This is a genomic window from Corynebacterium segmentosum (assembly GCF_900637825.1).
In the GTDB taxonomy this organism is placed as follows: Bacteria; Actinomycetota; Actinomycetes; order Mycobacteriales; family Mycobacteriaceae; genus Corynebacterium; species Corynebacterium accolens.
The window spans coordinates 217,413-241,022 of record NZ_LR134408.1 but is presented as its reverse complement, the minus strand read 5'-3'; the positions used below and the strand labels follow the sequence as shown (position 1 = coordinate 241,022).

The following is a 23,610-nucleotide window of genomic DNA, read 5'->3' as shown; positions in this document are numbered from 1 at the left end:
GTGCAATTATGACATTGCTTCCTACCGGCTTTTCGCGTGCGCATACTGATCCTTATACCGGCGTGAACTTCAACCTTGGTTTTGAAGTCACCCACTACACGCTGTACTTGAACTACCGCGTGGAGCCTAACCTGCTGCAGGGCGAGGCCATTTTGAGCGTGCGCGCGGTGGAGGAACTGACCTCCTTAACCTTAGATCTTGGCGGGGCGATGGTGGCGCGGCGCGTGACCGCCAAGCACGCGCCCCGGGTGGCCAAGTTCCGCCAATCTTCTGGGAAGCTGCGCTTGCGTTTTGCCTCCGAAATCCCTGCCGGAACCGAGTTTGAGCTGCACATTCGCTACGGCGGCAGCCCGCGCCCCATCCGCACCACATGGGGTGAAATTGGTTGGGAGGAAACCGAATCCGGCTCGTTGGTGGCCAGCCAGCCCAATGGCGCGCCCAGCTGGTTCCCCTGCGATGACACGCCTTCTGAAAAGGCGACGTATGACATCATCATCACCGCCGATAGCCCCTTTACCGTCATTTCCAATGGTGAATTGGTCTCCCGCAAGGCCGGCGGTTCCACCACTCGGTGGCACTACCGCACGCGCCACCCCATGGCCACATACCTGGCAACGGTGCAGGTAGGCGAGTTCTCTTCATATTCGCTGGGGGCTGATACCCAGGCGTGGGCGCCGGCGTTCTTGCGCGAGCGCGTGCGCGAGGAGTTTTCCCAGCAGCAGGAGATGGTGGATTTCTTCTCCTCTCTCTATGGGCCTTATCCTTTCCCCGCCTATCAGGTCGTCATTACCGAGGATGAGCTGGAGATTCCCCTCGAGGCCCAAGGCTTGTCCATTTTTGGTTCCAACCATGTCAAGGGCGATCACGCCTTCGAGAGGCTCATCGCCCACGAGCTTTCCCACCAGTGGTTTGGCAATTCCGTCGGCCTTTCTGCGTGGAAGGATATCTGGCTCAATGAGGGTTTTGCCTGCTACAGCGAGTGGTTATGGGGCGAGCACAAGGGAGGCGCGTCCGCGCGCGAGGCGGCGCGCTCGCATTACCAGGTCTTGGCCCGCAAGCGGCAGGACATCAAGGTTTCTGACCCGGGCGCGCGCGATATGTTCGATGACCGCGTGTACAAGCGCGGTGCCCTCGCGGTGCACGCCATTCACCGGCTGCTTGGCGATGCCTTCTTCCCCACCCTCACCTCCTACCTCACCCAGCATCAGCACTCCGTGGTCGAGCCCGCAGATCTCCTCTCGTCCTTCCGGGAGGCTGCGCCGGACGCCGCTCTTTTCGATGCCACCGTTGCCGCATGGCTCGATGAAACCGCGTTGCCCAAGTTTCCGGACTAGTGGTTTTGGGCGCTATTTGCCGTGGTTTTGTTTATGGACAGGCCCGTACTAGTGGGGATTGTACAGTCTATTGACCAATTCCTTTCTTGCGGTTGCGCTGGTGTTTTATTGACCTAGAATAGAACATGAAAGCGAAACAGGAAGGAGGGAACCATGGAAACTGCTAAGCATACAGAAATCAATTCAGCGATTTCTGATGTGACTGCGGGGCTTACGCGCCTGCGCAACCTTATGCAGAATCCGGACGATCTCTCCTTCGAATTGCTCCACCCTAACTTCGAGCATTTAGAACGGGCGCTGGGCAATAAATCCACTATCGATGCCGCCTTTGCCTTTATTGCAGAGCGCGATGATGCCGGCAGGCGGGTCGGCTCCTCTAAGGCTAAGGACTATTTAGTCGCCCGCCTTGGCCTCACGGAGTCCGAAGCCGCCGCACGCCTGCGCAACGGCAAGAACCTCTTTGCACCCATCGAGGATCCTGAACCTACTCCCCCGCCAGCAGACGACGAGGCAGACGCGGCCGCGCAAAAGAAAGCCGAGGAGGAAGCGCGCCGCCGCGCCGAACGTGAGCGCCGCGCGGAAGAACAGCGCCGCAAGAAGCTCTTCGAGGAAGACCCTATCCCAGAGCGCATCCTCAACCTCATCGAACGGGAGCTGCGCAACCTCAATAAGTTCGCGGTCCCTGGGCCGCGGGAGCTGCGCAATAAGGCCTTGGAAGAGGCCAAGCGCCGCTCTTATGAATCTCTGCGCGATTGGCTGCGTCAGGCCATCCGCAAAGCAAATAAGCACGCCGTCGATCCCTCTGGGAAGCGCGATCCGCACGCGGCCACCCGCAAGCGCCGCTTCAGCATTTCTAACCAAGATGCAGACGGTGGCGTGCACATCTCCGGCTACCTCGATGCCTCCGCCGCCGCGGTCTTGGCCAGCGCCTTCGCCCCTGCCAAGAATAAGGGCAGCGAGAGCCTGAGCCCCGAAGACGATACCCGCACCTATGCCCAGCGCATGGCGGATCAGTTGACCGCGGCACTAGGCAGCTATTTGTCCGCGGGCCAGAAGAAATCGGATGGCCTCGGCTCCTTCTTCGTCGCCACCACTCTGGAAGAGCTACAAGCGATGAGCAGCGATACCCGCTTCACCACAAGCGCGGGAATCGATCTATCTCCGCTCGATCTTCTCCGCTTGGGCGCTGCGCAGCACGACTTTTTCTGCGCCGTCGATGACAAGGGCTTCCCGCTCGAGCTCGGTCGCACCAAGCGCACCGCTTCGCTATGGCAAAAGCTAGCGCTCGCTGCCGGGGAAATCGTGTGCACCCACCCGGACTGCAACCGGCCATGGCAAGACTGCGATGTCCACCACCTGCAGGCGTGGTCCCACGGGGGAGCTACAGACCTCCGGAACCTCACCCTGCTCTGCCGCCGGCACCACGTGGACAATAACGATAACCGCGATGGCGGCAATGGCATGGGGCATGCGGAAAGAGACCCAGAAACGGGCCGAGTGGGCTACCGCTCAGCGCATACCGGCGGGCTTTCACCCTCGGTGGAGCTCAATGACTCCCCTGCGGCAGAGCAAGCCCCGGCGCGCAAGCTCGCCGACCCGCCTGCTCAGCCTCATGCCCCGGTGGATTCACCACCCAGTTCCCCGGGCGATTCGCCGCAGCCTTCGGCTCCGGACTCACCACCTTCTCCGCCGCCTCCCGGCGCAGCGTGAGCATACCCTACCACCCACTCTCTACCGTGCCTTCAGGCCGTACGATCATGTCGTGCGGCCTAGAAGTGCGTGTACAAGCGTTTTGGGGCTGGCCACGCGCAGCGCTTGTACGGACTGCCCTACACTGGAGACTCATGCACACCATGCTCGTTACTGGCGGCGCCGGCTTCATCGGTGCCAATTTCGTGCGCCTCATGGCCAAGGTCCGCCCAGATACCCGCATCATCGTCTTGGATAAGCTGACCTATGCCGGCAACCGGGATAACCTTGCGGGGCTCGATGTGGAATTAGTGGAGGGCGATATCGCGGATGCTACGGTGGTGAATCCGCTCGTCGCTAAGGCGGATATCGTAGTGCACTTCGCCGCGGAGTCTCACAATGATAATTCCCTGCGGGATCCCTCCCCTTTTATCCACACCAATGTGGTGGGTACATATACCCTCCTAGAGGCCTGCCGGGCATACGATGTCCGCTTTCACCACGTTTCTACCGATGAGGTCTTCGGGGACTTGGAAATTGGGGCGGATACCAAGTTCACGGAGGAGACCGCCTATGCACCCTCCAGCCCTTATTCGGCCACCAAGGCGAGCTCCGATCACCTCGTGCGGGCATGGGTCCGATCCTTTGGCCTGCGCGCCACCATTTCTAATTGCTCAAATAATTACGGGCCTTACCAACACATCGAAAAATTCATCCCGCGCCAAATCACCAATATCCTCTCCGGGCATACCCCCAAGCTCTACGGCACGGGCGAGCAGGTTCGTGACTGGATCCACGTCGACGATCACAACGCGGCGGTGCTAAAAATCATCGAAGAGGGGCGGATTGGTGAAACGTATAATATCGGCGCTGACCAGCCGGACATCGATAATAAGCGCATCATCGAGATAATCTGCGAACTCATGGGGCATACCCAGGAAGGTCGAGCCCTGTACGAGCACGTGGCGGACCGCCCCGGCCATGACCAGCGCTATGCCATGGACGCTACCAAGCTGCGCCGCGAATTAGAGTGGCAGCCCCGCTTTACCGATATCCGGGCGGGCTTGGAAAATACCATCGCCTGGTACCGCGATAACGAAACGTGGTGGCGCTCCCAAAAGGAATCTGTAGAAGCCCACTATAAAGAGCGAGGACAGTAATTATGCAGGTACACAACACCGCCATTGAAGGCCTACGCATCATCGAGCTGGACGTGCACGGGGATAACCGTGGCTGGTTCAAGGAAAACTGGCAGCGCGAAAAGCTTGGTGAGGTCGCACCAGAGTTGGCTTCGTTCCAGCCGGTGCAAAATAATATTTCTTATAACCGCACTGGTGCCACGCGCGGGCTGCACGCCGAGCCTTGGGACAAGCTCGTCTCCGTCGCGAACGGCAAGATCTTTGGCGCTTGGTGCGATCTGCGGGAAGGCTCCGCAACTTTCGGCGAAATCGTCACCCATGAAGTGGGTCCGGAGACCGCCGTATTTGTGCCCCGCGGGGTTGCCAATGGCTTCCAAGCCCTCGAGGATACTTCTTATTCTTATCTGGTCAACGAGCACTGGTCCCCCGAAGCGCGCTATACCGGAATCAACCTCGACGTGGTGGAGTGGCCCCTCGAGCCACGCGAGGTATCAGAAAAGGACAAGCACCTGCCTGCGCTTGCCGACGTCACCCCCATGCCACCCCGCAAAATCCTCGTGACCGGTGCGAATGGTCAGCTCGGTAGGGCGCTGAAGCGGGTTCTCAAGAATGCCGAGTTCTGCACGCATGCGGAATTCGACATCACCAATCCCCCGCAGCGCCAGTGGAAGCAATACGAGGCCATCATCAACTGCGCCGCCTACAACGACGTCAATGGTGCGGAGGACGATCGCGCCGCCGCCTGGGCCGTCAACGCCGAAGCGCCGGCCAAGCTCGCCCGCATCGCTGCCGAAAACCAGCTGACCTTCGTGCACGTATCCAGCGACTACATTTTCGATGGTTCTAAGGAGCTGCATACCGAAGACGAGATTCCCTCGCCCCTTTCCGCCTACGGGGCGTCGAAGGCCGCTGGCGAAACCGCCGCGCAAACCGCGCCGCAGCATTATGTCGTGCGCACCTCGTGGGTATTTGGCGATGGCCCAAACTTCATCGCCACCATGCGCCGTCTTGCCGAAGCGGATAAAGAGCCGAAGGTCATCCATGACCAGCGCGGACGCCCCACCTTTGCCGAGGATCTGGCGAAGGGCATCGCGCATCTCTTGCACACCCAGCCCGAGTACGGAATCTATAATATTTCCAATTCTGGCGATACCGTCGGGCGCGATGAAATGGCGATGTCCGTATTCATCGGCTTGGGCCATGACCCATCAGAGGTCACGCCGGTAAGCACGGAGGAGTATCGGGAAATCGCCGGCCCCGAAGCACCGCGGCCCAAGGAATCGACGCTTGCCCTAGATAAAATCGAGGCCACGGGCTTTTCCCCGCAGAATTGGCGGGCCGCCCTCGCCTTGTACCTCGCGCTGTACCCTAGCGTTCCTGGCGAGCCCAGCAAGGCCAGCGAGGAGTAGCGATGAAAGGCATAATCCTCGCCGGTGGATCCGGAACGCGGCTTTATCCCATTACTAAGGGCATCTCTAAGCAGCTCATGCCCATCTATGACAAGCCGATGATCTACTACCCGTTGACCACGCTCATCCAGGCGGGCATTCGGGAGATCCTCATCATCACCACCCCAGAGGACGCTGGGGCGTTTCAAAGGCTCTTCGGGGATGGATCCCAGCTCGGGTTGATGATCGATTACGCCGTGCAGGCCCGCCCAGAAGGATTGGCGCAAGCCTTTTTGATTGGGGAGGATTTCATTGGTGATGACAGCGTTGCGCTGGTCCTCGGCGATAATATCTTCCACGGCTTCGGCGGGGAACTAAGGCAGTGCCGCAATCCAGAGGGCGGCATCATCTTTGCCTATGAGGTATCGGATCCGCAGCGCTACGGAGTCGTGGAATTTGATCAAGCCGGCCAAGCGCTCAGCATTGAAGAAAAGCCGGCGGAACCGCGGTCTAATCATGCCGTCGTCGGGCTGTATTTCTACGATAATTCGGTCATCGATATCGCTAAGTCCATCACGCCAAGCGATCGCGGGGAGCTCGAGATTACCTCCATCAACGAGGCCTACCTGCGCCGCGGCGCGCTGAGCGTGCAGCGCCTCCATCGCGGCAGCGTGTGGTTGGATACCGGCACCGTCGATTCCATGAGCGAGGCCGCCGCCTATGTAGAGGTGATGCAGAAGAGGACGGGCATCATCATCGGTTCCCCCGAGGTGGCGGCCTGCGAAGCCGGATTCATCTCCCAGGCAGAGCTGGAAGCGCTAGCCCAGCCCCTCCTCAAATCCGGCTACGGAGAGTACTTGCGCGATTATTAGTAGCCGCGCTCGATGTACTCGTCGATGCGCGCCGCTTCCGCTCCCACCGTCGTGGCATCGCCGTGGCCCGGCAAGACCTTCGTGTCATCCGGCAGGTTGAACACGACGTTGCGCAGGGATTCGATGATGACATCGAAATCCGAGTACTTGCGCCCCGTCGCGCCAGGGCCGCCGTTGAACAGGGTATCGCCAGACAGCAGCGTGCCATCGACGTAGAGGACGACGCAGCCCGGCGAGTGGCCCGGGGTGTGGTAGACGGTGATCTTCTCGCCGTTGATGTCGAACTGGCCGTTATCGGCTAGGTCGATGTAGTGGGCATCGCCATTCGCCTCTCGCCAGAGCATATCATCGTCCGGGTGCATGTAGACATCCGCATCGAAGCGCTTCGCCGCCTCCGGCGCGAGCTCGCAGTGATCGTTGTGGCCGTGGGTCAGGATGATGCCCTCGACCTTGCGGTCGCCCACCAGCTCTGCCACGGCATCGAGGTCGTGGGAGGGGTCGACGATGTAGACGCTGGAGGCATCGCCTAGCACGTAGACGTTATTGTCCACGTCCCATTCGCCGCCATCCAAGCGGAACTTGCCAGAAGTTACCGTGCTTTCAATCTGCATTAAAATTCCACCACCGAACGTAGTACCTTGCCGTCCTTCATAGTTTGGAAGGCAGACTCGACATCGTCAAGCGCGATGCGCTCCGAGACGAACTTATCCAGCGGGAAGTTGCCGGCCTTGTGCAGGGCAACGTATGCGGGGAAGTCGCGCTCCGGCAAGCAGTCGCCGTACCAAGCCGGCTTGATGGAACCGCCGCGGCCGTAGAGGTCGATGGCGGGGATATCCACGTGGTCGGTCAAGTTAGGAACGCCCACCATCACCATGCGGCCGGCATGATCGCGGGAGTAGAAGGCCTGGCGCCACGTCGGCTGGATGCCCACCGCGTCGATGGAAACGTCCGTGCCGAAGCCGCCGGTGAGATCGCGCACCGCATCGATGACCTCCTGCCCCGACATGCCCTTCGAGCAAATGGTGTCGGTGGCGCCGAACTCGCGCGCCGTCTCCAGCTTGGACTCGTCGATATCTACGGCGATGATCTTCGCCGCGCCCGCCAGCTTCGCACCAGCAATAGCCGCGACGCCGACGCCGCCGCAACCGAAGATGGCCACGGACTCGCCCAGCTGGATATCGCCGGTATTGACGGAAGCGCCCAAGCCGGCCATGATGCCGCAGCCCAGTAGGCCGGCAGCTGCGGGGTCCATGTCATCGACCTTCGTGCACTGGCCCTCGTGGACCAGGGTTTTCTCTGCGAAGGAACCGATGCCCAGCGCAGGGGTGAGCTCGGTGCCGGCGTCCGGATCATCGTCCGCGAGTGTCATGCGAGCGGACGCGTTGTGGGTATTGAAGCAGTACTTGGGCTCGCCCTTCTTGCAAGCGCGGCACTCGCCGCACACTGCGCGCCAGTTCAGAACGACGAAATCGCCCTCTTCCACGTGGGTAACCGCAGAACCTACGGTCTCCACCACGCCTGCCGCCTCGTGGCCCAACAGGAAGGGGAAGGCATCCTCGATGTCACCATCGCGGTAGGCCAAGTCGGTGTGGCATACACCGCAAGCCTGCACCCGCACGATGACGTCATTGGGGCCGGGATCGGAAACGACGATATTTACGGTCTCAACTTCCGCGCCCTTAGAGCGGGCAATAACAGCTTTTACAGTCATGTCCACAACCATACCTACATTTTCAATATGGCCGCGGTAATGAAAATAGTTGCTAGGAAGCCGCAATCACATTGGCCGCGTGCTCGTGGCCACGCTGGTTCATGTGGATAGGCAAGTTACCCGCGCCCGCCGTAAAGTCCACGAGACCTGCCCACATGCGGTCATTCGCATTAGCGCACATGCCGTTATTGCGGGTCGATGGCTTCATATCCAAAAACTGCACGCCGGTGCGGGCCGCCAGATCAACCTGCATCCACTGCGCCTTATTCTCGTAGTCCTGAACCATGGGCAGGAAGGTCGAATCCAGCGGCGTCGGGCCAACGTGGACGAGGCAGTAGTGCGGCCCCGAACCGATGGTGGGGTAGCCCACGATCTGAATGCGGGCATTCGGTGCGGCCTGCTTAATCCGCTCAACCTGCGGGGCGGTGCGATCCGTAAATTCCCGGCGGATCTGATCCATGTTCAGATCGCGGTGGTTATAGGTGTCGTTGAAGCCGGTGGTAATCAACACGCGCGCCGTATCCGGGGTCAGCGCGCCCGATCCGATGGCGGCATCCACCTGCTGCCAAATCTGCGGGCCGTTCGACATCGACACCGCACCAGAGCAGGAAAAATCGCGCACCGGCAGGCCCATCTTGGCGCCGGCCCGCTTCGCATAGTTGAAGGAGGTGGGGCAGTTTTCTCCGATTACCCGCGTTGGATTGAAACGGTCCTTCAAGTATTCCCCGCCGTTCGGATCCGCCATGACCGAGTCGCCGAAGGAAACGAGATTGCGCTCTGCCGCGCTAGCCTGCGGAGCCGCTACCGCCACGCCCACCACCGCAATCGCGGAAGCGACGACCGAAAATGCCTTGAGTTTTAGGGATTTCATTGAGGGACCTTTTCTTCAAACCTTGTAACTTAAGTGTAGATTAGTCACTCCAGTAACATTTTTCGAGTTAGAAGCAACATCATCTTTCCTTCTAACGATATCGATCGTAGTTATATTTTTGTTATCTTCGCCTTTTCGGAGTTATCTCTTTCATGAAATTGTCTGATGTTTCTTTCCACGCGTCCGCGCTCAGCCAGTTCTTCCCTGCCCTCTTCAAATCGGGGCTGATAACCCGGCAAGACGGGCTGAGCGGGCAGCTCAAGCTCCTACCCAACCTTGCGCGCTATCGCTTTACCACGGCCCGCGAAATCGAGCAGGCCTATTTAACCTGCCCCGATCGCCTCGCGCTTATCGATGACGACGGCACCCTCACCTACCGCCAGCTGCGATCCCACACGCAGAATTTTGCCCGCTACCTGCAGTCTTTGCAGCTGCCAGAAATCCGGCTCGGCGTCATGGCCCGCAACGGCCGCGGCATCATCATCCCCCTCGGTGCCAAGGGCTACGCCGGCGCTGGGATCTATCTGCTCAATGTCGGTTCCTCCCCAGAGCAGCTCGCCGGCTGCATCGAAGAAAATGGCATTAACGTCCTGGTCATCGATGATGAATTCATCGACCGCGTCGATCCCAACCTCGATATCCCGGTCATTATCGCCCACGATACGGGGGCAAGCGATCTACCCACGCTCGATAAGATCGTGAAGAATCCCCTGGATATCGCGCTGCCTACCTTTCCCAAGCACGGCCCCATCGTGCTGATGTCCTCCGGCACCACCGGCATCCCCAAGGGCATCGTCCGTCCCGAGCCGACCTTGCCGGTTGTCCTCGCCTCCATCGTGGGCAATATCCCGTGGCGCGCCGATCAGCGCGTGCAGATGACGGCCTCCATCTTCCACACCTGGGGTTGGGCCTGCATCAATATCGCCTTGGGGCTGCGCAATACCATCGTCACCCGCCGCGTTTTTGAGCCGGAGCAGGTGCTTGATGATGTCCAACGCTACCGCCTCGACGGCATGCTCTCCTCCCCCATCTTTTTCAAGCGCTTGGTGGATCACGATCCCGAGGGCGCCTTCGATACCTCGAGCCTGAACTTCATCGCCTCTGCCGGCAATGCCCTTACCCCGCAGGTGGTCAAGGACACCAATGCGCGCTTCGGCCCCATCCTCTGCAATGTTTATGGTTCCACGGAGCTGGCGCTTGCCTCAACGGCCACGATGGAACAGGTCGCAGAAAACCCCGACGTAGTGGGCAAGGTGGCCAATGGCACCAAGCTGCGCATCCTCGATAAGGAGGGCCACCCCGTTCCCCGCGGCGAGGTGGGCGAAATCTACCTCACCAATTCCACCGCCATGACCGGCTATACCAACCCCAAGCTCAAGCTCAATCGGGTCGATGGGTTGTTGTCGATCGGTGATCTGGGGTACATCGACAAGCAGGGCTTCCTCCACGTCGTGGGCCGGGCCGATGACATGATCATCGTGGGCGGCGAGAATGTCCACCCCCAGTCCGTGACCGAGGTGCTCGAGGCCATGCCCGGCATCGATGAAGTGCACGCGGGTGGCGTGGAGGATAGCGAGACCTTCAGCCGCATCGCCGTCTGGGCGGTGCCTACTGCCGATGCCGCTGGCCGCGAACTGACTGCCGATGCCATCCGCGCCTGGGTGCACGATAAACTCGCCGAGCACTCCGTGCCCCGCGATGTGCATTTCTTATCCAAGCTGCCGCGCAATGCCACCGGCAAGGTGGTTCCGCGCCTGCTCAAGCACGGCGACTAAATTTTTCAATGCCCCACCACATCGGTGGGGTAAAGAGCACGGCAATAAGCCAATAAATCAACCAGAAGCTGCCGTTTAGCCCTACCACCGCGATGCTAACTATCAGGATCGCAGCCGTCACCGCACTAGCATATACGGATTTTCTTACATTATTATCGGACTGATTCCCAGACTCGGTTTTCGACTTCCCGCTGAGTTTCCGATCAACCGCGCGGATAATATCGCCGCCAAAGACCAGCGAAAATGCGATATAAAAAGCTGCGAAACCGTGCATGAATCCCGCTTCGCCGTCATTATGCAGAGTGAAAAATGAGAAAATTAACAAGACTATGTCAATAATTGGCGTAGCGATAAAGAATGCCAGTCCAATTCTTGGGGCCTTGACGATGTAGCGGAGAACACCGCCCAGAATAAGGCACGCCCAAAAGAGGATTTCTGCTGCGACGGTAGCAATAAGCAGTGTCTCGTTCCTTCCCTCATCGAGGCCATATGGCCTGCTTCTATTGAAGGAGAGTTTATATTAAGGAAGAACCCCGCACATATAAAAATGGAGCCGCCTGCGAGAATCGAACTCGCGACCTTTTCATTACGAGTGAAATGCTCTACCGACTGAGCTAAGGCGGCGCGCTGCTTAAAGCAGCACTGGCGATTCTATCGCAGGGGTGGCGCGGAAAAGAAATCGGGGCTCAGGCCTGGTTTTTGGCGGGCCGGTGTTAAACTCCGGCCCGATACTAGCGACGGTCCCGGTACTAGACAGCGCCCCAGCGCTAGAGGCAGGCCCGCCGCAGCCTGCCCACCAAGCCGTCGAAAGCAATCTGCGTGCCCACGTTCTGGGTCAGCTGCTCGCGGCAATAAGAAATGGCGGACTGGCACTCCAAGAGGCCCTCCTCGCTCACCCGCTGCGCCAGCTCGCCAGATAACCCCGCGAAGTCCGGGTGTGTCATCTCCACCTGCGCGCCCACCTTTGTCATCAGCGCGTCGCGGTAGATTCCGGAGAGATCGACGAGCACCAGGTCGAGGTTATCGATGACCCGTCGCTTCGCCCGCTTCTTGTGCTGTTCCTGTAAGTCCTTGATGGCGGAGCGGGCATCGCGCTGCGCTTTCGCCGCGCCCTTGCCCTTCGCGCCCACGCCAAAGGTATTTTCCAGCTTGGCCAGCTCCGCTTCTTCTTCCTCCTTGTGCGATTCCTTCGCCTCCGCATCCACCAGCTTGAGAAGCGAGGTCACCGCCTGAAAGCCCTGGGATTCGTGGAAGATGTCCTCGGCCAGGTTGATGGCCACCGCGCGGCGCTTTTGCACCGTAGGATCCGCCACCAAGTGGCGCGCCCTGCCCACGTGGCGCAGGGAGGTGACGGCGGCGAGGCGGGCATCGTGATCCGAGGCGCCTTCGCTCACCAGCTGGGCAACGATATTGTCCACCGACGGCGAGGGGATGTACAGGTGCCGGCAGCGCGAGCGGAGGGTCTGGGAGAAATCCTCGGGGGCATCGGAAGGCGCGCACATGATAATCACGGTGCGCTCCGGCGGCTCCTCCACCGTCTTAAGCAGCGCGTTGGCGCCGTTATTGTTGAGGCGATCCGCGTTATTGAAGATCACCACGCGCCATGGGGCGACCGTGGGCAAGCTCGCGGCGCGCCCGATGACCTCGCGCACCGTATCCACCGGGATGATGACCTCCTGCGGGTCTACCAAGACCAGATCCGTGTGCTGCTTAGTACCCAGCACGGCGCGGCAGGCCTCGCATTTCCCGCAGCCCGGTTCCTCCGGATCGGTGCACATGAGCGCGGCCGCGAAATCGATTGCGGCCAAGGAACGCCCGGAACCGGGAGGTCCGGTAAAGAGCCAGGAATGGCTCATCGCCCGCGGATCTGCCCCCGGCATCCCCCGCGCCGCCCGCGCGGCACCCAAGATAGTGCGGGCCACACCTGGGGTATCTGCCAATCGTTGCGCAACGCTTCCCGTATTCACTCGCTCTAGCCTACTGGTCTTACTACAGTAAGTAGTTATGAACAGACTATTGCGTGGCGCTCGTTGGCTTATGGGAACCCAATGGCCGGTCTACGCTGCCTTGGTCTTGGGCGCCAATCTCATCGGCGCCATCGCGATCATGACCTTCATCCTCTATTTCCTGCCCATGCCGGAAATCGAGGACTTTGCCGCCGAGCTGCCCAACCTCAAGGGCGTGGCGGCGGTCTACCTCATCTTTGCCGTCATCATCGGCATCGCCGCTACCCTGCTGCTCTTCCGCCCCGTGCTGGACTGGCAGCGCAATCCCGATGCGCACGATCCGAATATGGTGCGCACCCTCGTGCTGCGCATCCCCGTGTACCAATCCCTGGTCGCGGCCGCGGTCTGGCTCATCGGCATCATCTTGACGGTGGCTATCTCCAGCGGGCAATCTGGGCGGCTCGGGCTCGTCGTGGGTGTCTCCACCACCCTGGCGGGCTTGGTGGTCATCATCTTGACTTATCTGCAGGCAGAGCGCCTCGTGCGTCCCGTCGCCGCGCAAGCCGTCGCCCGCCGCTTTGAAGATTCCACAGTCGAACCACCCATCAAATATCGCCTGTTTTCCACCTGGCTGATGACCTCCGGTGTGCCGCTGCTCGGCATCGTGTTGGTGCTGCTGGGGCAGCACACCGGGCTCTTCTCCGGCGATGCCAGCGAGATCATCCCAGCCATCGTGGCGCTGGCACTCACCGCGCTGGCTACTGGGTTTATCGGCACCAGCTTCGCCATCATGAGCGTGGTCGATCCCATCGTGGAGCTGCAGGATGCGATTAACCGCGTGCGCCGCGGCGAGTCCGATGCCGAGGTCGATATCTACGATGGATCCGAGCTCGGCGTCCTGCAGGCAGGATTTAATGAGATGATGCGCGGTCTGCGCGAGCGCCAGCGCGTCCGCGATATCTTCGGCCGCTACGTGGGCACCGAGGTGGCCCAGCGCGCCCTTGATGAGCGCCCCGAATTGGGCGGCGAGGACCGGAAGGTCGCGGTGTTGTTTATCGATGTCATCGGTTCCACCACCTTCGCGGTCAACCACTCGCCCGAAGAAGTGGTCACGGAGCTCAATAAATTCTTCGAGCACGTCGTGACGGTGGTGCACCGCAATAAGGGCATCATCAACAAGTTCCAAGGCGATGCCGCCCTCGCCGTCTTTGGCGCGCCGCTCAACGTGTACGACTCGACTTCGATGGCGCTGCAGGCCGCCCGCGAGCTGCGCGGCGAATTGCGCGGGCTTGAGTTACAGGCCGGCATCGGCGTCGCCTCCGGCCACGTGGTGGCCGGCCACATCGGCGGCGCGGATCGCTTCGAGTACACCGTCATCGGCGATGCCGTCAACGAGGCCGCCCGCCTGACCGAAATGGCCAAGGACACCCCTGGCCAGGTCTTGACCAATGCTGCTACCTTAAAGACCGCCAACGAGGCCGAACAGGCCCGCTGGACCGTCATGAAATCCATCGAGCTGCGCGGGCGCCGCCGCATGACCCAGTTGGCGCGCCCCATCCGCGCCAGCCTGGCAGAAAGGTGCGAAATCTAATGGCAAGCACCCGCCTCATCGTGCCCGATGCAGCGCGCGGCATGGCGCTTTTAGGCATCGCGATTGCGAATATGACCACCGCGTGGATCATCACCGAGGATCGCCCGGGCGCGTATTTCGGCGGCATCGTCAATGACAGCGTGCTCGATAAAACCGCCGTCGTCTTCGGCGCTTTCTTCGTGCACAACCGCGGCCTACCCATGTTTTCGACCCTGCTGGGCTTCGGCGTGGGGCTTATTGCGATGAGCCTGTGGCGGCGGGGATTTCCGCTGGGGGAGGCAAGGAGGGTCATCGCCAAGCGCTATGGCTTCCTCGCGCTGTTGGGCGCGGTGCACATGGTGCTGCTGTTTTGGGGCGATATCATGTTTGTCTACGGCATAGCGGGCATAGTCATTGCCCTGCTGCTCACGCTGCACAATTCTACGCTGCGCAAGATTTCTCATATCGCGCTCGGGGTGCTGACGGTGCTCGGCATCGCCACGTTTATTTTCTCCGCGATTGACGGCGGGCTCGATATCCCCGTCGATGCCGTTGGCACGGTAAATTCCTACGGTGACCTGCTGCTCAGCCAGCTTCTCACCCTGGGCGCGCAGATCATCTCCGCCCCGCTCATCGTGCTGATGTACCTGCCGGTCATGCTGGTGGGCTTTGTGTGGGCGCGCGAGGGCGTGCTTGCCGATGTCCCCTCTCACCGCCCCCAACTCCTGCGCTGGGTGGCCATCGCCGCCGCCGTAACGCTGGTCATTGGCACGCTGTGGTCCTTAGGCACCCTCGGGGTCATTGATGAGCGCTGGGCGAACGCCGCCAGTAGCGCCAATTCCACCCTCGGCGTGCTAACCGGGCCCGGAATCCTCGCCGGGCTCGCGCTTATCCTGCAGCCCGTGCAAGAACGCCTTGCGGCCGGCGCCTCCGTGCCCGCCTTCTTGTGGCCCTTCGTCGCGCTGGGAAAGCGATCCATGAGCGGTTATGTGGGCCAGTCGATACTGTTTTTCCTTATCGTGCACCCCTTCACGCTGGACTACGGCCACGAGCTAGGCGCCTTCGGCCAAGCCGCCCTCGCCTGCGGCGTGTGGCTGGTCACCGTAATCGGCGCCTGCGTGCTCGAAGCGCTAGGCCTGCGCGGGCCCTTCGAGGTGGTACACCGCCGGCTATCTTATGGCCCGAGCATGCAGCCGGAGCGGAGCTTACCCAGTCAGGACCTTACCTAGTCAGGGCATCGACTAGCAGGAAGTGCCCCAGAGCAAAGACGCCGGCCTCCGCCGCACCCACCGCCCGGGCCGCCTTCGTGGGCTTGGCCTGTTTCTTGTTTTTCTTCAGTATCCGCGTCTTCTGCTGAGACTCAGCAAAAGACAGCCACGCCCGCAGCGCAGTCAGGCCTTCCGCCGCGACCAAGAGATTGGCGCCGTGGCTCAAGCCCTTCGTCGCATCGGTGCGCAGGCGCGGATCGCCCGCCAGCGCCGAGGTGGTCAGCACCGCCGCGCCGCCCACCGCTACCGCGGTCCGGGTGGGCTGCTTGCGCGTGGCGAGGAGCGCCGCCGCCCACGCCATGGCGCGCAGGCCCCACCCGCGGGCATCGTTGCGCGCGCCGCGCCGATAAAGCACCCAAGAATATGCCGCGTGGCTAGCGCTAACGCCGGCTACCCCAAGGAAAGAGGGGTGATGCAAGCGGCGCGATTTTTCCGCCTGCCCCACCGCGCCGGCCAACAAGGCGGGGCTCAGGGTGGGGTCCTGCGCCTCCGCCGCCAAAAGCGGCAGAAGCGGCGCGCTCGTGACGGCGTGGGCCTTCTTCCAGCCAAAGAGGCGGGACCACACCGTGGACTCGCCTAGCGCTAGGTACGCGAAACGCCGCCAGCCCCGCGGCGTGCGCCGGGCTGGGTCGGTGACATCAGCAAAAGTTTCAGACACCGCGCGGGTCAAGGCCGCGGCGCCTTCCTCGGTGCGGGCAAGAAAATCATTCATGCCCGCCACCTTACTTATCTCTGCACTTATTTCTTCCGCGAGCCGGCCTTCACCACGTTCTTCGTGCCGGGCGAAGGCTTCGAGCTGGATTTCTTAGCCGCCTTCTTCGTGCCCTTCTTAGTGGCCTTCTTGCTGGACTTCTTGGTTGCCTTCTTCGTCGATTTCTTGGTCGACTTCTTTGTGCTCTTTTTAGAAGACTTCTTCGTGGACTTCTTCTTCGTCTCCCCAGAGGCCTCTTTGGCGCGGCGCTCGGAGAGGAGCTCGTTGGCGCGGGCATCGGTAAGCTGCTCCGGATCGTCGCCGCGGCGCAGGGACGCATTGGTGGTGCCGTCCGTAACGTACGGGCCGAAGCGGCCATCCTTAACGGTCATAGGCTTGCCCGAAACGTCATTATCGCCGAGCTGCTTCAGCGGCGGCTGTGCGGCCGCGCGGCCCCGTCGCTTCGGCTCCGCATAAATGCGGCGGGCCTCATCCAAGGTGATGCTAAAGATCTGCTCTTCCTTAGCCAGCGAGCGCGAATCCGTGCCCTTCTTCAAGTACGGGCCGTAGCGGCCGTTTTGGGCGGTGATCATCTCCCCGTCGTCCACGCCCACCTCGCGCGGCAGGGACAGCAGCTCAAGGGCCTGTTCCAGCGTGACGGTCAGCGGCTCCATCGAGCTAAAAAGCGAGGCCGTGCCCGGCTTCAGCTTCTCATCAATGTAGTCATTGATGCGCTTTTCCTTTTGCTTCGCGGCTGTCTTGGTCTCCCAATTCTTGGCGCGCTTGCCTTCCTCGGCGCGCTGTTTATCCTCTTCGGCGCGCTCCTTCGCGACGATCTCCAAGGCCTCCGCCTCGGCCTTTTCCCGCTCATCATCGCGGACGACCTCGGTGACATAGGGGCCAAAGCGGCCTTCCTTAGCCACCACCATGCGGCCGTTTTCAGGGTTTTCGCCCAGCTGGCGCCCGCCCTGCGAGGTAGCAAAGAGCTTTTCCGCCAGCTGTTCATTCAGCCCATCCGGGGTCACCGTCTCCGAGAGGTTGGCGCGCTGGTATTCCACGCTGCCGTCCTCGTTGGTGCCGATCGCGCGCTCGATATAGGGCCCGTAGCGGCCGACGCGCACGAAGACCTCGCGGCCCTCCGAATCGGTATAGAGCTTGAGCGAGTTGACCTTGCGGGCATCGATGGCCTCGAGGTTGACATCGATAAGCGATTTCAGCCCGCCATGCCGCGCAATGGAGGCCGCCTTGTGCTCGTTGGCCTCAGCGTTGCCAAAGTAAAAGCCGTTGAGCCAGTCCGTGCCATCCTCCGTGCCGGTGGCAATCGAGTCCAGCTCATCTTCCATGGACGAGGTGAAGTCATAATCCACCAGCTCGGTGAAGTTTTCCTCCAAGAGGCCCACCACGGCAAAAGCAACCCACGAAGGCACTAGGGCGTTGCCGCGCGAGACCACGTAGCCGCGGTCCTGGATGGTCTTGATGATAGAGGCATACGTCGACGGGCGCCCGATGCCCAAGTCTTCCATCTTTTTCACCAGGCTGGCTTCGGTATAGCGCGCCGGCGGGTTGGTGGAGTGGCCTTCTGCCGAGACCTCTTCGGCCTTCAGATCGCGGCCTTGCTCCAGGTGCGGCAGGCGGTTCTCGCTCTTCTTGCTCGTATCCTCGTCGGCGCCGTAAGCCTTCAAGAAACCCGGGAAGGTAATGGTGCGGCCGGTTGCAGAGAACTCGACATCATAGGCGCCATTATCCGTGGTCGCGGTGCCGGCGACCGCCACCTTCATGGAGGTGCCCTTGGCATCGGCCATCTGCGAGGCCACGGTGCGCTTCCAAATCAGGTCATAAAGCTTAAATTCCTCCGCATCCAGCTGGCTAGACAGCTGGCCTGGGGTGGCAAAGGACTCGCCGGCGGGGCGGATCGCCTCGTGCGCCTCCTGCGAGTTTTTGACGCGGCGGTCATAAACGCGCGGGGAATCCGAGACGTATTCTTCGCCATAAATGCTGGTAGCGGAGCTACGCGCGGCGTTCAAGCCCTGTTTGGACAGCGAAGAGGAGTCCGTACGCATATACGTAATGTGGCCGTTTTCGTAGAGGCGCTGCGCAATGCGCATCGTGCGTTCAGAGGTAAAGTGCAGGCGCCGGCCCGCCTCTTGCTGCAGCGTCGAGGTCATAAACGGCGCATAAGGCTTGCGGGTATAGGGCTTGTGCTCTACCCCGGCTACTGTCATGCCCGCGCCCTGCAGGGCCTTTTCCAAGGCTTCTGCCTGCGGCTGGGTGATGACGATGACGTCCTTGGTCTTCACATTTCCGCGATCGTCGAAATCGCGGCCCACAGCCACGCGCTTGCCATTAACAGCGGTCAGGCGCGCGTCAAAGGCGGACGGGCCCTCGCCGCTGCCGCTACTGGTACCCGCGTCCAGGGTGGCGAGCAAATCCCAGTAATCGGCGGAGATAAACGCCATGCGTTCGCGCTCACGCTCGACGATGACCCGCGTGGCCACCGACTGCACGCGCCCGGCCGAAAGGCGCGGCATGACCTTCTTCCACAGCACCGGGGATACTTCGTAGCCGTAGAGGCGGTCGAGGATGCGGCGGGTTTCTTGGGCATCAATAAGGTCATAGTCCAAATCGCGGGTGTTTTCCGCCGCCTCCAAGATGGCGGACTTGGTGATCTCATTAAAGACCATGCGGCGCACCGGCACCTTGGGCTTTAAAACCTCTAACAGGTGCCAAGCAATGGCCTCGCCCTCGCGGTCCGGGTCTGTTGCCAGCAAGAGGCTATCGCACTGCTTCAGCTTGGATTTAAGGTCAGCGACCTTTTTCTTCTTATCCGGGCTGACGACATAGAGCGGGGCGAAGTCATCTTCCGGGTTAACACCCAAGCGGGCCCAAGATTCCTTCTTGAACTTCGCCGGCACGTCGGCAGCGCCCCGCGGGAGATCGCGGATATGCCCCACGGAGGCCTCCACGATGTAGTTATCTCCCAGGTACGGCTGGATCTTTTTCGCCTTAGTTGCCGACTCCACAATCACTAAAGTTTTGCCCGGCTCGGCCGCTTCTGCCACTTCGACTTCATCCCTTTCGATGATGCGAACATTAAAATTTGTGCGCTTTCAGCAATCGCCCCTAGCGTACACAGGTGGTTTATACCGTTCTTCGCACCATATACTCGGTAACACCAAAAGGCTGTGTAGGGGGCACTTCGCACCCCCACCGAACCGGTCTATACTGACCTTTTTAGAAAGTCCAGCAGCTGTGAAAGCATTGTTGGGGACGATAGCACACCCACAACACACCCCGTGGAGGATTAGATGGTTGACACAGTAACCATGTGGATTGAAGCCATCATGGGCACGGAGTGGGTTTATCCCATCGTGGGCCTGCTCATTTTCGGGGACTGTTTCTTTCCAGTGCTCCCCTCTGAAATCCCGCTGAATATGGTCGGCGCTTGGTCCGGTTCGCAGGGATTTCCGCACCTGCCCACCATGTTCTTTGTGGCGCTCGTAGCAGCCATGTTGGGCGATAACCTGTGCTTTTTGCTGGGCACGCGGTTCATGCCGCTGCTTAACCGCATTCAAAAAGGAACGAAGGCCTACGAGGCCCTCTCCTGGGTAAAACGCAATGTGCGCCGCGGCGGCGGCGCGGCCATTATCATTGCCCGCTTTATCCCCTCGGCCAGGCTCTTTATGACCATTTTGCTGGGGTCAATGCGCTTTCCCTGGCCGGTCTTCCTCTTCTTCGACACCATTGGCGTGATGCTCTGGGTATTCCAGGCTTTGGCCATTGGTTATGTCGGCGGCATGGCGTTCTCCGATACCCCACTATTTGCGATGGTCATCAGCATTATCGCCGCCATCTTCATCGGCTTGGGTCTGCAAAAGGGCCAAAACAGCATCATGGAGTGGTGGGATACCCGCCGCGGCTACGCCGAAACGCCCTACGGCTCTAAACCCCCTGGGGCTCTAAACCCCCTGGGGTTTAGAGGATGGAAACGGCCTGCGCCTGGTCGCCCTTCGGGCCGGATCCAACCTCGAAGCTGACCTTCTGGTTTTCTTCCAAGGTGCGGAAACCGCTGCCCTGAATCTCGGAGTAGTGCACGAAGATGTCTCCACCGCCGTCCTCGCGCTCGATGAAGCCGTATCCCTTTTCGGAGTTAAACCACTTAACGGTTCCTTGTGTCATGGTGAACTGAGTTCCTTTTCTTAAAGAGGTAGCGCGGATTGCCGCGCCGGTAGTTATTCGGTAAATGGGTCCTCGAGCAGTACCGTGAAGTATAAAACCGCACCAAGACAACATTGGCCTGTCAACAGTGTGACACGTTCCACGCCAAAGCGATAGATTTAACTCACAAGGTGGTAAAAATTGTCTCACCCGGCTGGCGATAACCCCATTGGTGAAGAGCTCCTAGAACTCATCCAGCGGCGCCTTTCTGAGTCCACCCTGACATTTCACACCACGCTCCCGGCAAAGCGGGCGCGCTACGCCGATTGGCCGGAGTGGGTGCTGCCGGGGTTGAAGGAGGAGGTGATGGATGGGGGCATCGGCAAGCTCTATGCGCACCAAGCCGAGCTCGCCGAATGCGCGTGGCAGGGCCGCGACGCCGTGATTTCTACCGGCACCTCGTCCGGCAAATCCTTGGGCTACCAGCTGCCCATCCTCACCAGGCTGGCGGAGGAACAGACCGCGTGCGCGCTCTACCTCACCCCCACCAAGGCCCTGGGATCGGACCAGCTGCAATCCGCAATCGAGCTGTGCCGAGGGATTCCGGAGCTCAAGAACGTGGTGCCCGCGCCCTATGACGGCGATACGCCCCAGGAGTCGCGGGCAGGCGTGCGCGAGCATTCACGCCTGGTGTTTTCCAATCCCGATATGGTGCACATGTCCATGCTGGCCGCGCACGCGCGGTGGGCGCGGGTGCTGCGCCACCTGGAGTTCATCGTCATCGATGAATGCCACTCCTACCGGGGCGTATTCGGCGCCAATGTGGCCCTGGTTCTGCGCCGCTTGCTCCGCCTGTGCCGGCATTATGGATCGCAGCCCACCATCATTTATGCCTCCGCAACCATGAATGACCCGGCCCGGCATGCCGAGCGCCTCACCGGCCGCCCGGCGCACGCGATTACTGAGGATTCCGCCCCCACCGGCGCGCGCACGGTCGCGCTCTGGGAGCCTGGGTTCCTAGAAGGCGCGGAGGGCGAGCACGGCGCCCCCGTGCGGCGCGCAGCCACCACCGAGGCCGCCGAGATGATGGCGACCTTCATCGCGGAAGGCGCCCGGACCATGACCTTCGTGCGCTCCCGCCGCTCCGCCGAGGTCGTGGCGATGGTAGCCGCCGAGACCCTTTCCGGCAGTTTGGGCCGGCCTGATTTCGCGCAGCGCATCGCCGCCTACCGCGCCGGCTACCTGGCCGAGGACCGCCGCCGGTTGGAGCAGGCGCTTGACGATGCCTCCCTATTAGGCGTCGCCACCACCTCCGCCCTCGAGCTGGGCATCGACGTCGGCGGGCTCGATGCCGTGGTTACCGCGGGGTTTCCGGGCACGGTGGCTAGTTTTTGGCAGCAGGCCGGGCGCGCGGGCCGCCGCGGGCAAGGCTCGCTCGTGGTGCTCGTCGCCCGCGATGAGCCCATGGATACCTACCTGGTGCACCACCCCGATGCGCTACTGGGAAAACCGGTGGAAGCAAGCGTCTTTAACCCCACGAACCCCTATATCCTCTTTGGCCATATCTACTGCGCGGCGGTGGAAAAACCGCTGGATGATGCCACCATTGCTGAGTGGGGTGCCAGCGAGGTCATCCACCAGCTTGCGGAGCAAGGCCTCGTGCGCCGCCGGGAGCGCGGGTGGTTTGCCGTGCCCATTCCCGCCTCCAGCGCGGAGGAGCTCTCGCCGGAAACCGCCCACTCGGCAGTATCGCTGCGCGGCGGGGCGGGCGAGGAGGTCATGATCGTGGATGCCTCAGATGGCCGGCTATTGGGCACCATCGATGCAGCGCGCGCGACCAGCCAGGTCCACCCCGGCGCGGTCTACCTGCACCAGGGCGAAAGTTTTGTCATCGAGGAGCTCATCCTATCCGATTATGTGGCGCTCGCCCGCCCGGAGACCCCCGAGTATTCGACCACCCCGCGCTCTACTACGGATATTCGCATCGTGCGCGAGGCCGATAACCTGGTCAATTATTCCCCGGGCCTGTGGGTGGCGGACGTGGAGGTCGAGGTCACCGACCGCGTCACCGGGTACCAGGTGCGGCTTGCCGATGGCACCATCGGCGACGATATCCCCCTCGATCTCCCCGAGCAGCGGCTGACCACCCGCGCCGTGGCTTATACCATCGACCCGCTGGCACTTTCTGCGATGGGCATTACCGCCGCCGATATCCCCGGCACCCTCCATGCGGCCGAACACGCCACCATTGGGCTGTTGCCGCTTATCGCCACCTGCGACCGCTGGGATATCGGCGGCGTATCCACCGCATTGCACGCGGATACGCAGCTTCCCACCGTCTTTGTCTACGACGGCCACCCCGGCGGCGCCGGGTTTGCCGAAGAAGGCTTCCGCCGCTTCCCCGAGTGGATCGCGGCCACCTTTGAGGCGGTGCGCTCCTGCCCCTGCGAAGCCGGGTGCCCATCGTGTGTGCAATCGCCCAAGTGCGGCAACGGCAATAATCCGCTGAGCAAGGACGGTGCCATCAAGCTGCTCGGCGCGCTCGTCACCATGACGCAAGAGACCGCGGTTTAAACCGGGCCCGCCTTGGCCGTGGCGCTCTGGCCGCGCACCGCGGCAACGGCGATGATATCGGGTGCATTGTCGGTGCATTCCTCGAGGCTCGCGCCGTTTTCCCGCGCGGTGCTTTCTGCCGCCGCACACGCATCCTTGCCGGTGGCCAAGGCCCACGCGCCGGCCACGGCGGCAAGGTCCGCGGCTACCTGCGCTTCGTGGCGCGCGGTCACGCGAGACCCCACCGCCGCGATGACCAGCAATAAGCTGATGATGGCGACGATGATTCCGGTGGCGGCGATGGTGGCGTACCCGTCCTCGCCGCGCAGTTTGCTAGTCATTGCCGGCCACCTCCGCGGGAAAGACCGCTTCCGCGCTCATGGTGCCGATGGGAGCATCGACGCTTACCGATGCCCTGATAAGCCCCGCGCTTTCCTGCACGCTTACCCGGGCATCCTCGCGGGCCGGTTGGTACTCGACGCCGATGGCGTGCGACCTAGCCGCCGCGCCCGCCATGTCCACCGCCGCGATATAGGACGCCATCGTCGCGATCGCACCGATGATGCCCGCCGCCACGAGGACGAGGGAGCTTAATGCCAGGGCGGCTTCGATGGTCACGGAACCATCGTCATCGACTACCGTGCGCAT

At 61.4% G+C, this 23,610-nt stretch carries 19 protein-coding genes, 1 tRNA gene and 1 pseudogene; 10 read left to right on the top strand and 11 right to left on the bottom strand.

Translation table 11 applies throughout. The annotated features are described in order from the left end of the window. Positions 1-8 precede the first annotated feature (8 nt). From EL217_RS01215 to rfbA, 5 genes are all read left to right on the top strand, one after another. Positions 9-1,334 carry a M1 family metallopeptidase gene (locus EL217_RS01215; RefSeq protein ID WP_126318121.1) on the top strand — a complete coding sequence of 442 codons (1,326 nt, stop codon included), beginning with the start codon at positions 9-11 and terminating at the stop codon, positions 1,332-1,334. 153 nt (positions 1,335-1,487) lie between these two features. Continuing rightward, positions 1,488-3,044: an HNH endonuclease signature motif containing protein gene (locus EL217_RS01210; protein WP_023030017.1), complete on the top strand. Its 1,557-nt coding sequence runs from the start codon at positions 1,488-1,490 to the stop codon at positions 3,042-3,044. A 134-nt stretch (positions 3,045-3,178) separates the two neighbouring features. Continuing rightward, complete coding sequence (rfbB, locus tag EL217_RS01205; protein WP_126318119.1) at positions 3,179-4,183, top strand: dTDP-glucose 4,6-dehydratase; 1,005 nt, start codon at positions 3,179-3,181, stop codon at positions 4,181-4,183. Between the two features lie 2 nt (positions 4,184-4,185). Beyond that, entirely contained in the window at positions 4,186-5,571 is a 1,386-nt protein-coding gene (gene rfbD, locus EL217_RS01200; protein ID WP_126318117.1) for a dTDP-4-dehydrorhamnose reductase, read from the top strand. Between the two features lie 2 nt (positions 5,572-5,573). Further along, entirely contained in the window at positions 5,574-6,422 is an 849-nt protein-coding gene (gene rfbA, locus EL217_RS01195; RefSeq protein WP_126318115.1) for a glucose-1-phosphate thymidylyltransferase RfbA, read from the top strand. Here the strand turns inward: rfbA and EL217_RS01190 are convergent. Genes EL217_RS01190 through EL217_RS01180 form a run of 3 tightly spaced genes read right to left on the bottom strand, consistent with a single transcriptional unit; the run spans position 6,419 to position 9,004 of the window. After that, the gene (locus tag EL217_RS01190; RefSeq protein WP_126318113.1) at positions 6,419-7,033 is read right to left on the bottom strand and encodes an MBL fold metallo-hydrolase; all 615 of its coding nucleotides are present in this window, start codon (positions 7,031-7,033) and stop codon (positions 6,419-6,421) included. The two genes, rfbA and EL217_RS01190, sit on opposite strands and share 4 nt — an antisense overlap. Then, positions 7,033-8,133 (bottom strand): S-(hydroxymethyl)mycothiol dehydrogenase, encoded by a 1,101-nt coding sequence (locus EL217_RS01185; RefSeq protein WP_126318111.1) that lies wholly within the window; start codon positions 8,131-8,133, stop codon positions 7,033-7,035. Before EL217_RS01185 ends, EL217_RS01190 begins: the two co-directional genes overlap by 1 nt. Positions 8,134-8,185: 52 nt before the next feature. Next, complete coding sequence (locus EL217_RS01180) at positions 8,186-9,004, bottom strand: GDSL-type esterase/lipase family protein (RefSeq protein WP_023016607.1); 819 nt, start codon at positions 9,002-9,004, stop codon at positions 8,186-8,188. Positions 9,005-9,156: 152 nt separating this feature from the next. Between EL217_RS01180 and EL217_RS01175 the strand changes: the two genes are divergently transcribed. Further along, on the top strand, positions 9,157-10,779 hold the full coding sequence (locus EL217_RS01175; RefSeq protein WP_126318109.1) for an AMP-binding protein: 1,623 nt from the start codon (positions 9,157-9,159) through the stop codon (positions 10,777-10,779). Here the strand turns inward: EL217_RS01175 and EL217_RS01170 are convergent. The 3 genes from EL217_RS01170 to EL217_RS01160 form a co-directional block, all read right to left on the bottom strand. Continuing rightward, complete coding sequence (locus tag EL217_RS01170; protein ID WP_232018341.1) at positions 10,763-11,104, bottom strand: hypothetical protein; 342 nt, start codon at positions 11,102-11,104, stop codon at positions 10,763-10,765. The genes EL217_RS01175 and EL217_RS01170 overlap by 17 nt on opposite strands. Positions 11,105-11,327: 223 nt before the next feature. Beyond that, positions 11,328-11,403 (bottom strand) — tRNA-Thr (locus tag EL217_RS01165). A gap of 143 nt (positions 11,404-11,546) precedes the next feature. Beyond that, positions 11,547-12,746, bottom strand: a complete 1,200-nt coding sequence (locus tag EL217_RS01160; protein WP_126318105.1) for a DNA polymerase III subunit delta' — start codon at positions 12,744-12,746, stop codon at positions 11,547-11,549. Positions 12,747-12,783: 37 nt separating this feature from the next. On the opposite strand from EL217_RS01160, the gene EL217_RS01155 reads away from it, so the two are divergent. Next, positions 12,784-14,316 carry an adenylate/guanylate cyclase domain-containing protein gene (locus tag EL217_RS01155; RefSeq protein WP_034657889.1) on the top strand — a complete coding sequence of 511 codons (1,533 nt, stop codon included), beginning with the start codon at positions 12,784-12,786 and terminating at the stop codon, positions 14,314-14,316. Beyond that, positions 14,316-15,524, top strand: coding sequence for a DUF418 domain-containing protein (locus EL217_RS01150; protein WP_126318103.1), 1,209 nt, complete (start codon positions 14,316-14,318; stop codon positions 15,522-15,524). Before EL217_RS01155 ends, EL217_RS01150 begins: the two co-directional genes overlap by 1 nt. Here EL217_RS01150 and EL217_RS01145 read toward each other — a convergent pair. Together EL217_RS01145 and topA are read right to left on the bottom strand one after the other, a co-directional pair. Further along, complete coding sequence (locus EL217_RS01145; RefSeq protein ID WP_126318101.1) at positions 15,517-16,275, bottom strand: hypothetical protein; 759 nt, start codon at positions 16,273-16,275, stop codon at positions 15,517-15,519. The two genes, EL217_RS01150 and EL217_RS01145, sit on opposite strands and share 8 nt — an antisense overlap. Positions 16,276-16,301: 26 nt before the next feature. After that, complete coding sequence (gene topA / locus EL217_RS01140; protein ID WP_126318099.1) at positions 16,302-19,313, bottom strand: type I DNA topoisomerase; 3,012 nt, start codon at positions 19,311-19,313, stop codon at positions 16,302-16,304. Positions 19,314-19,559: 246 nt separating this feature from the next. On the opposite strand from topA, the pseudogene EL217_RS01135 reads away from it, so the two are divergent. Then, a pseudogene (locus EL217_RS01135) lies at positions 19,560-20,186 on the top strand (DedA family protein); the annotation flags it as partial. Between the two features lie 40 nt (positions 20,187-20,226). Here the strand turns inward: EL217_RS01135 and EL217_RS01130 are convergent. After that, entirely contained in the window at positions 20,227-20,430 is a 204-nt protein-coding gene (locus tag EL217_RS01130) for a cold-shock protein (RefSeq protein ID WP_005276524.1), read from the bottom strand. Positions 20,431-20,610: 180 nt separating this feature from the next. Here EL217_RS01130 and EL217_RS01125 point away from each other — a divergent pair, with 180 nt between their 5' ends. After that, positions 20,611-22,983, top strand: coding sequence for a DEAD/DEAH box helicase (locus tag EL217_RS01125; RefSeq protein ID WP_126318097.1), 2,373 nt, complete (start codon positions 20,611-20,613; stop codon positions 22,981-22,983). Here EL217_RS01125 and EL217_RS01120 read toward each other — a convergent pair. Both EL217_RS01120 and EL217_RS01115 read right to left on the bottom strand, forming a co-directional pair. Beyond that, complete coding sequence (locus EL217_RS01120; protein ID WP_126318095.1) at positions 22,980-23,303, bottom strand: Rv3654c family TadE-like protein; 324 nt, start codon at positions 23,301-23,303, stop codon at positions 22,980-22,982. The genes EL217_RS01125 and EL217_RS01120 overlap by 4 nt on opposite strands. Beyond that, positions 23,296-23,610 carry a hypothetical protein gene (locus EL217_RS01115; protein WP_023016597.1) on the bottom strand — a complete coding sequence of 105 codons (315 nt, stop codon included), beginning with the start codon at positions 23,608-23,610 and terminating at the stop codon, positions 23,296-23,298. Before EL217_RS01115 ends, EL217_RS01120 begins: the two co-directional genes overlap by 8 nt.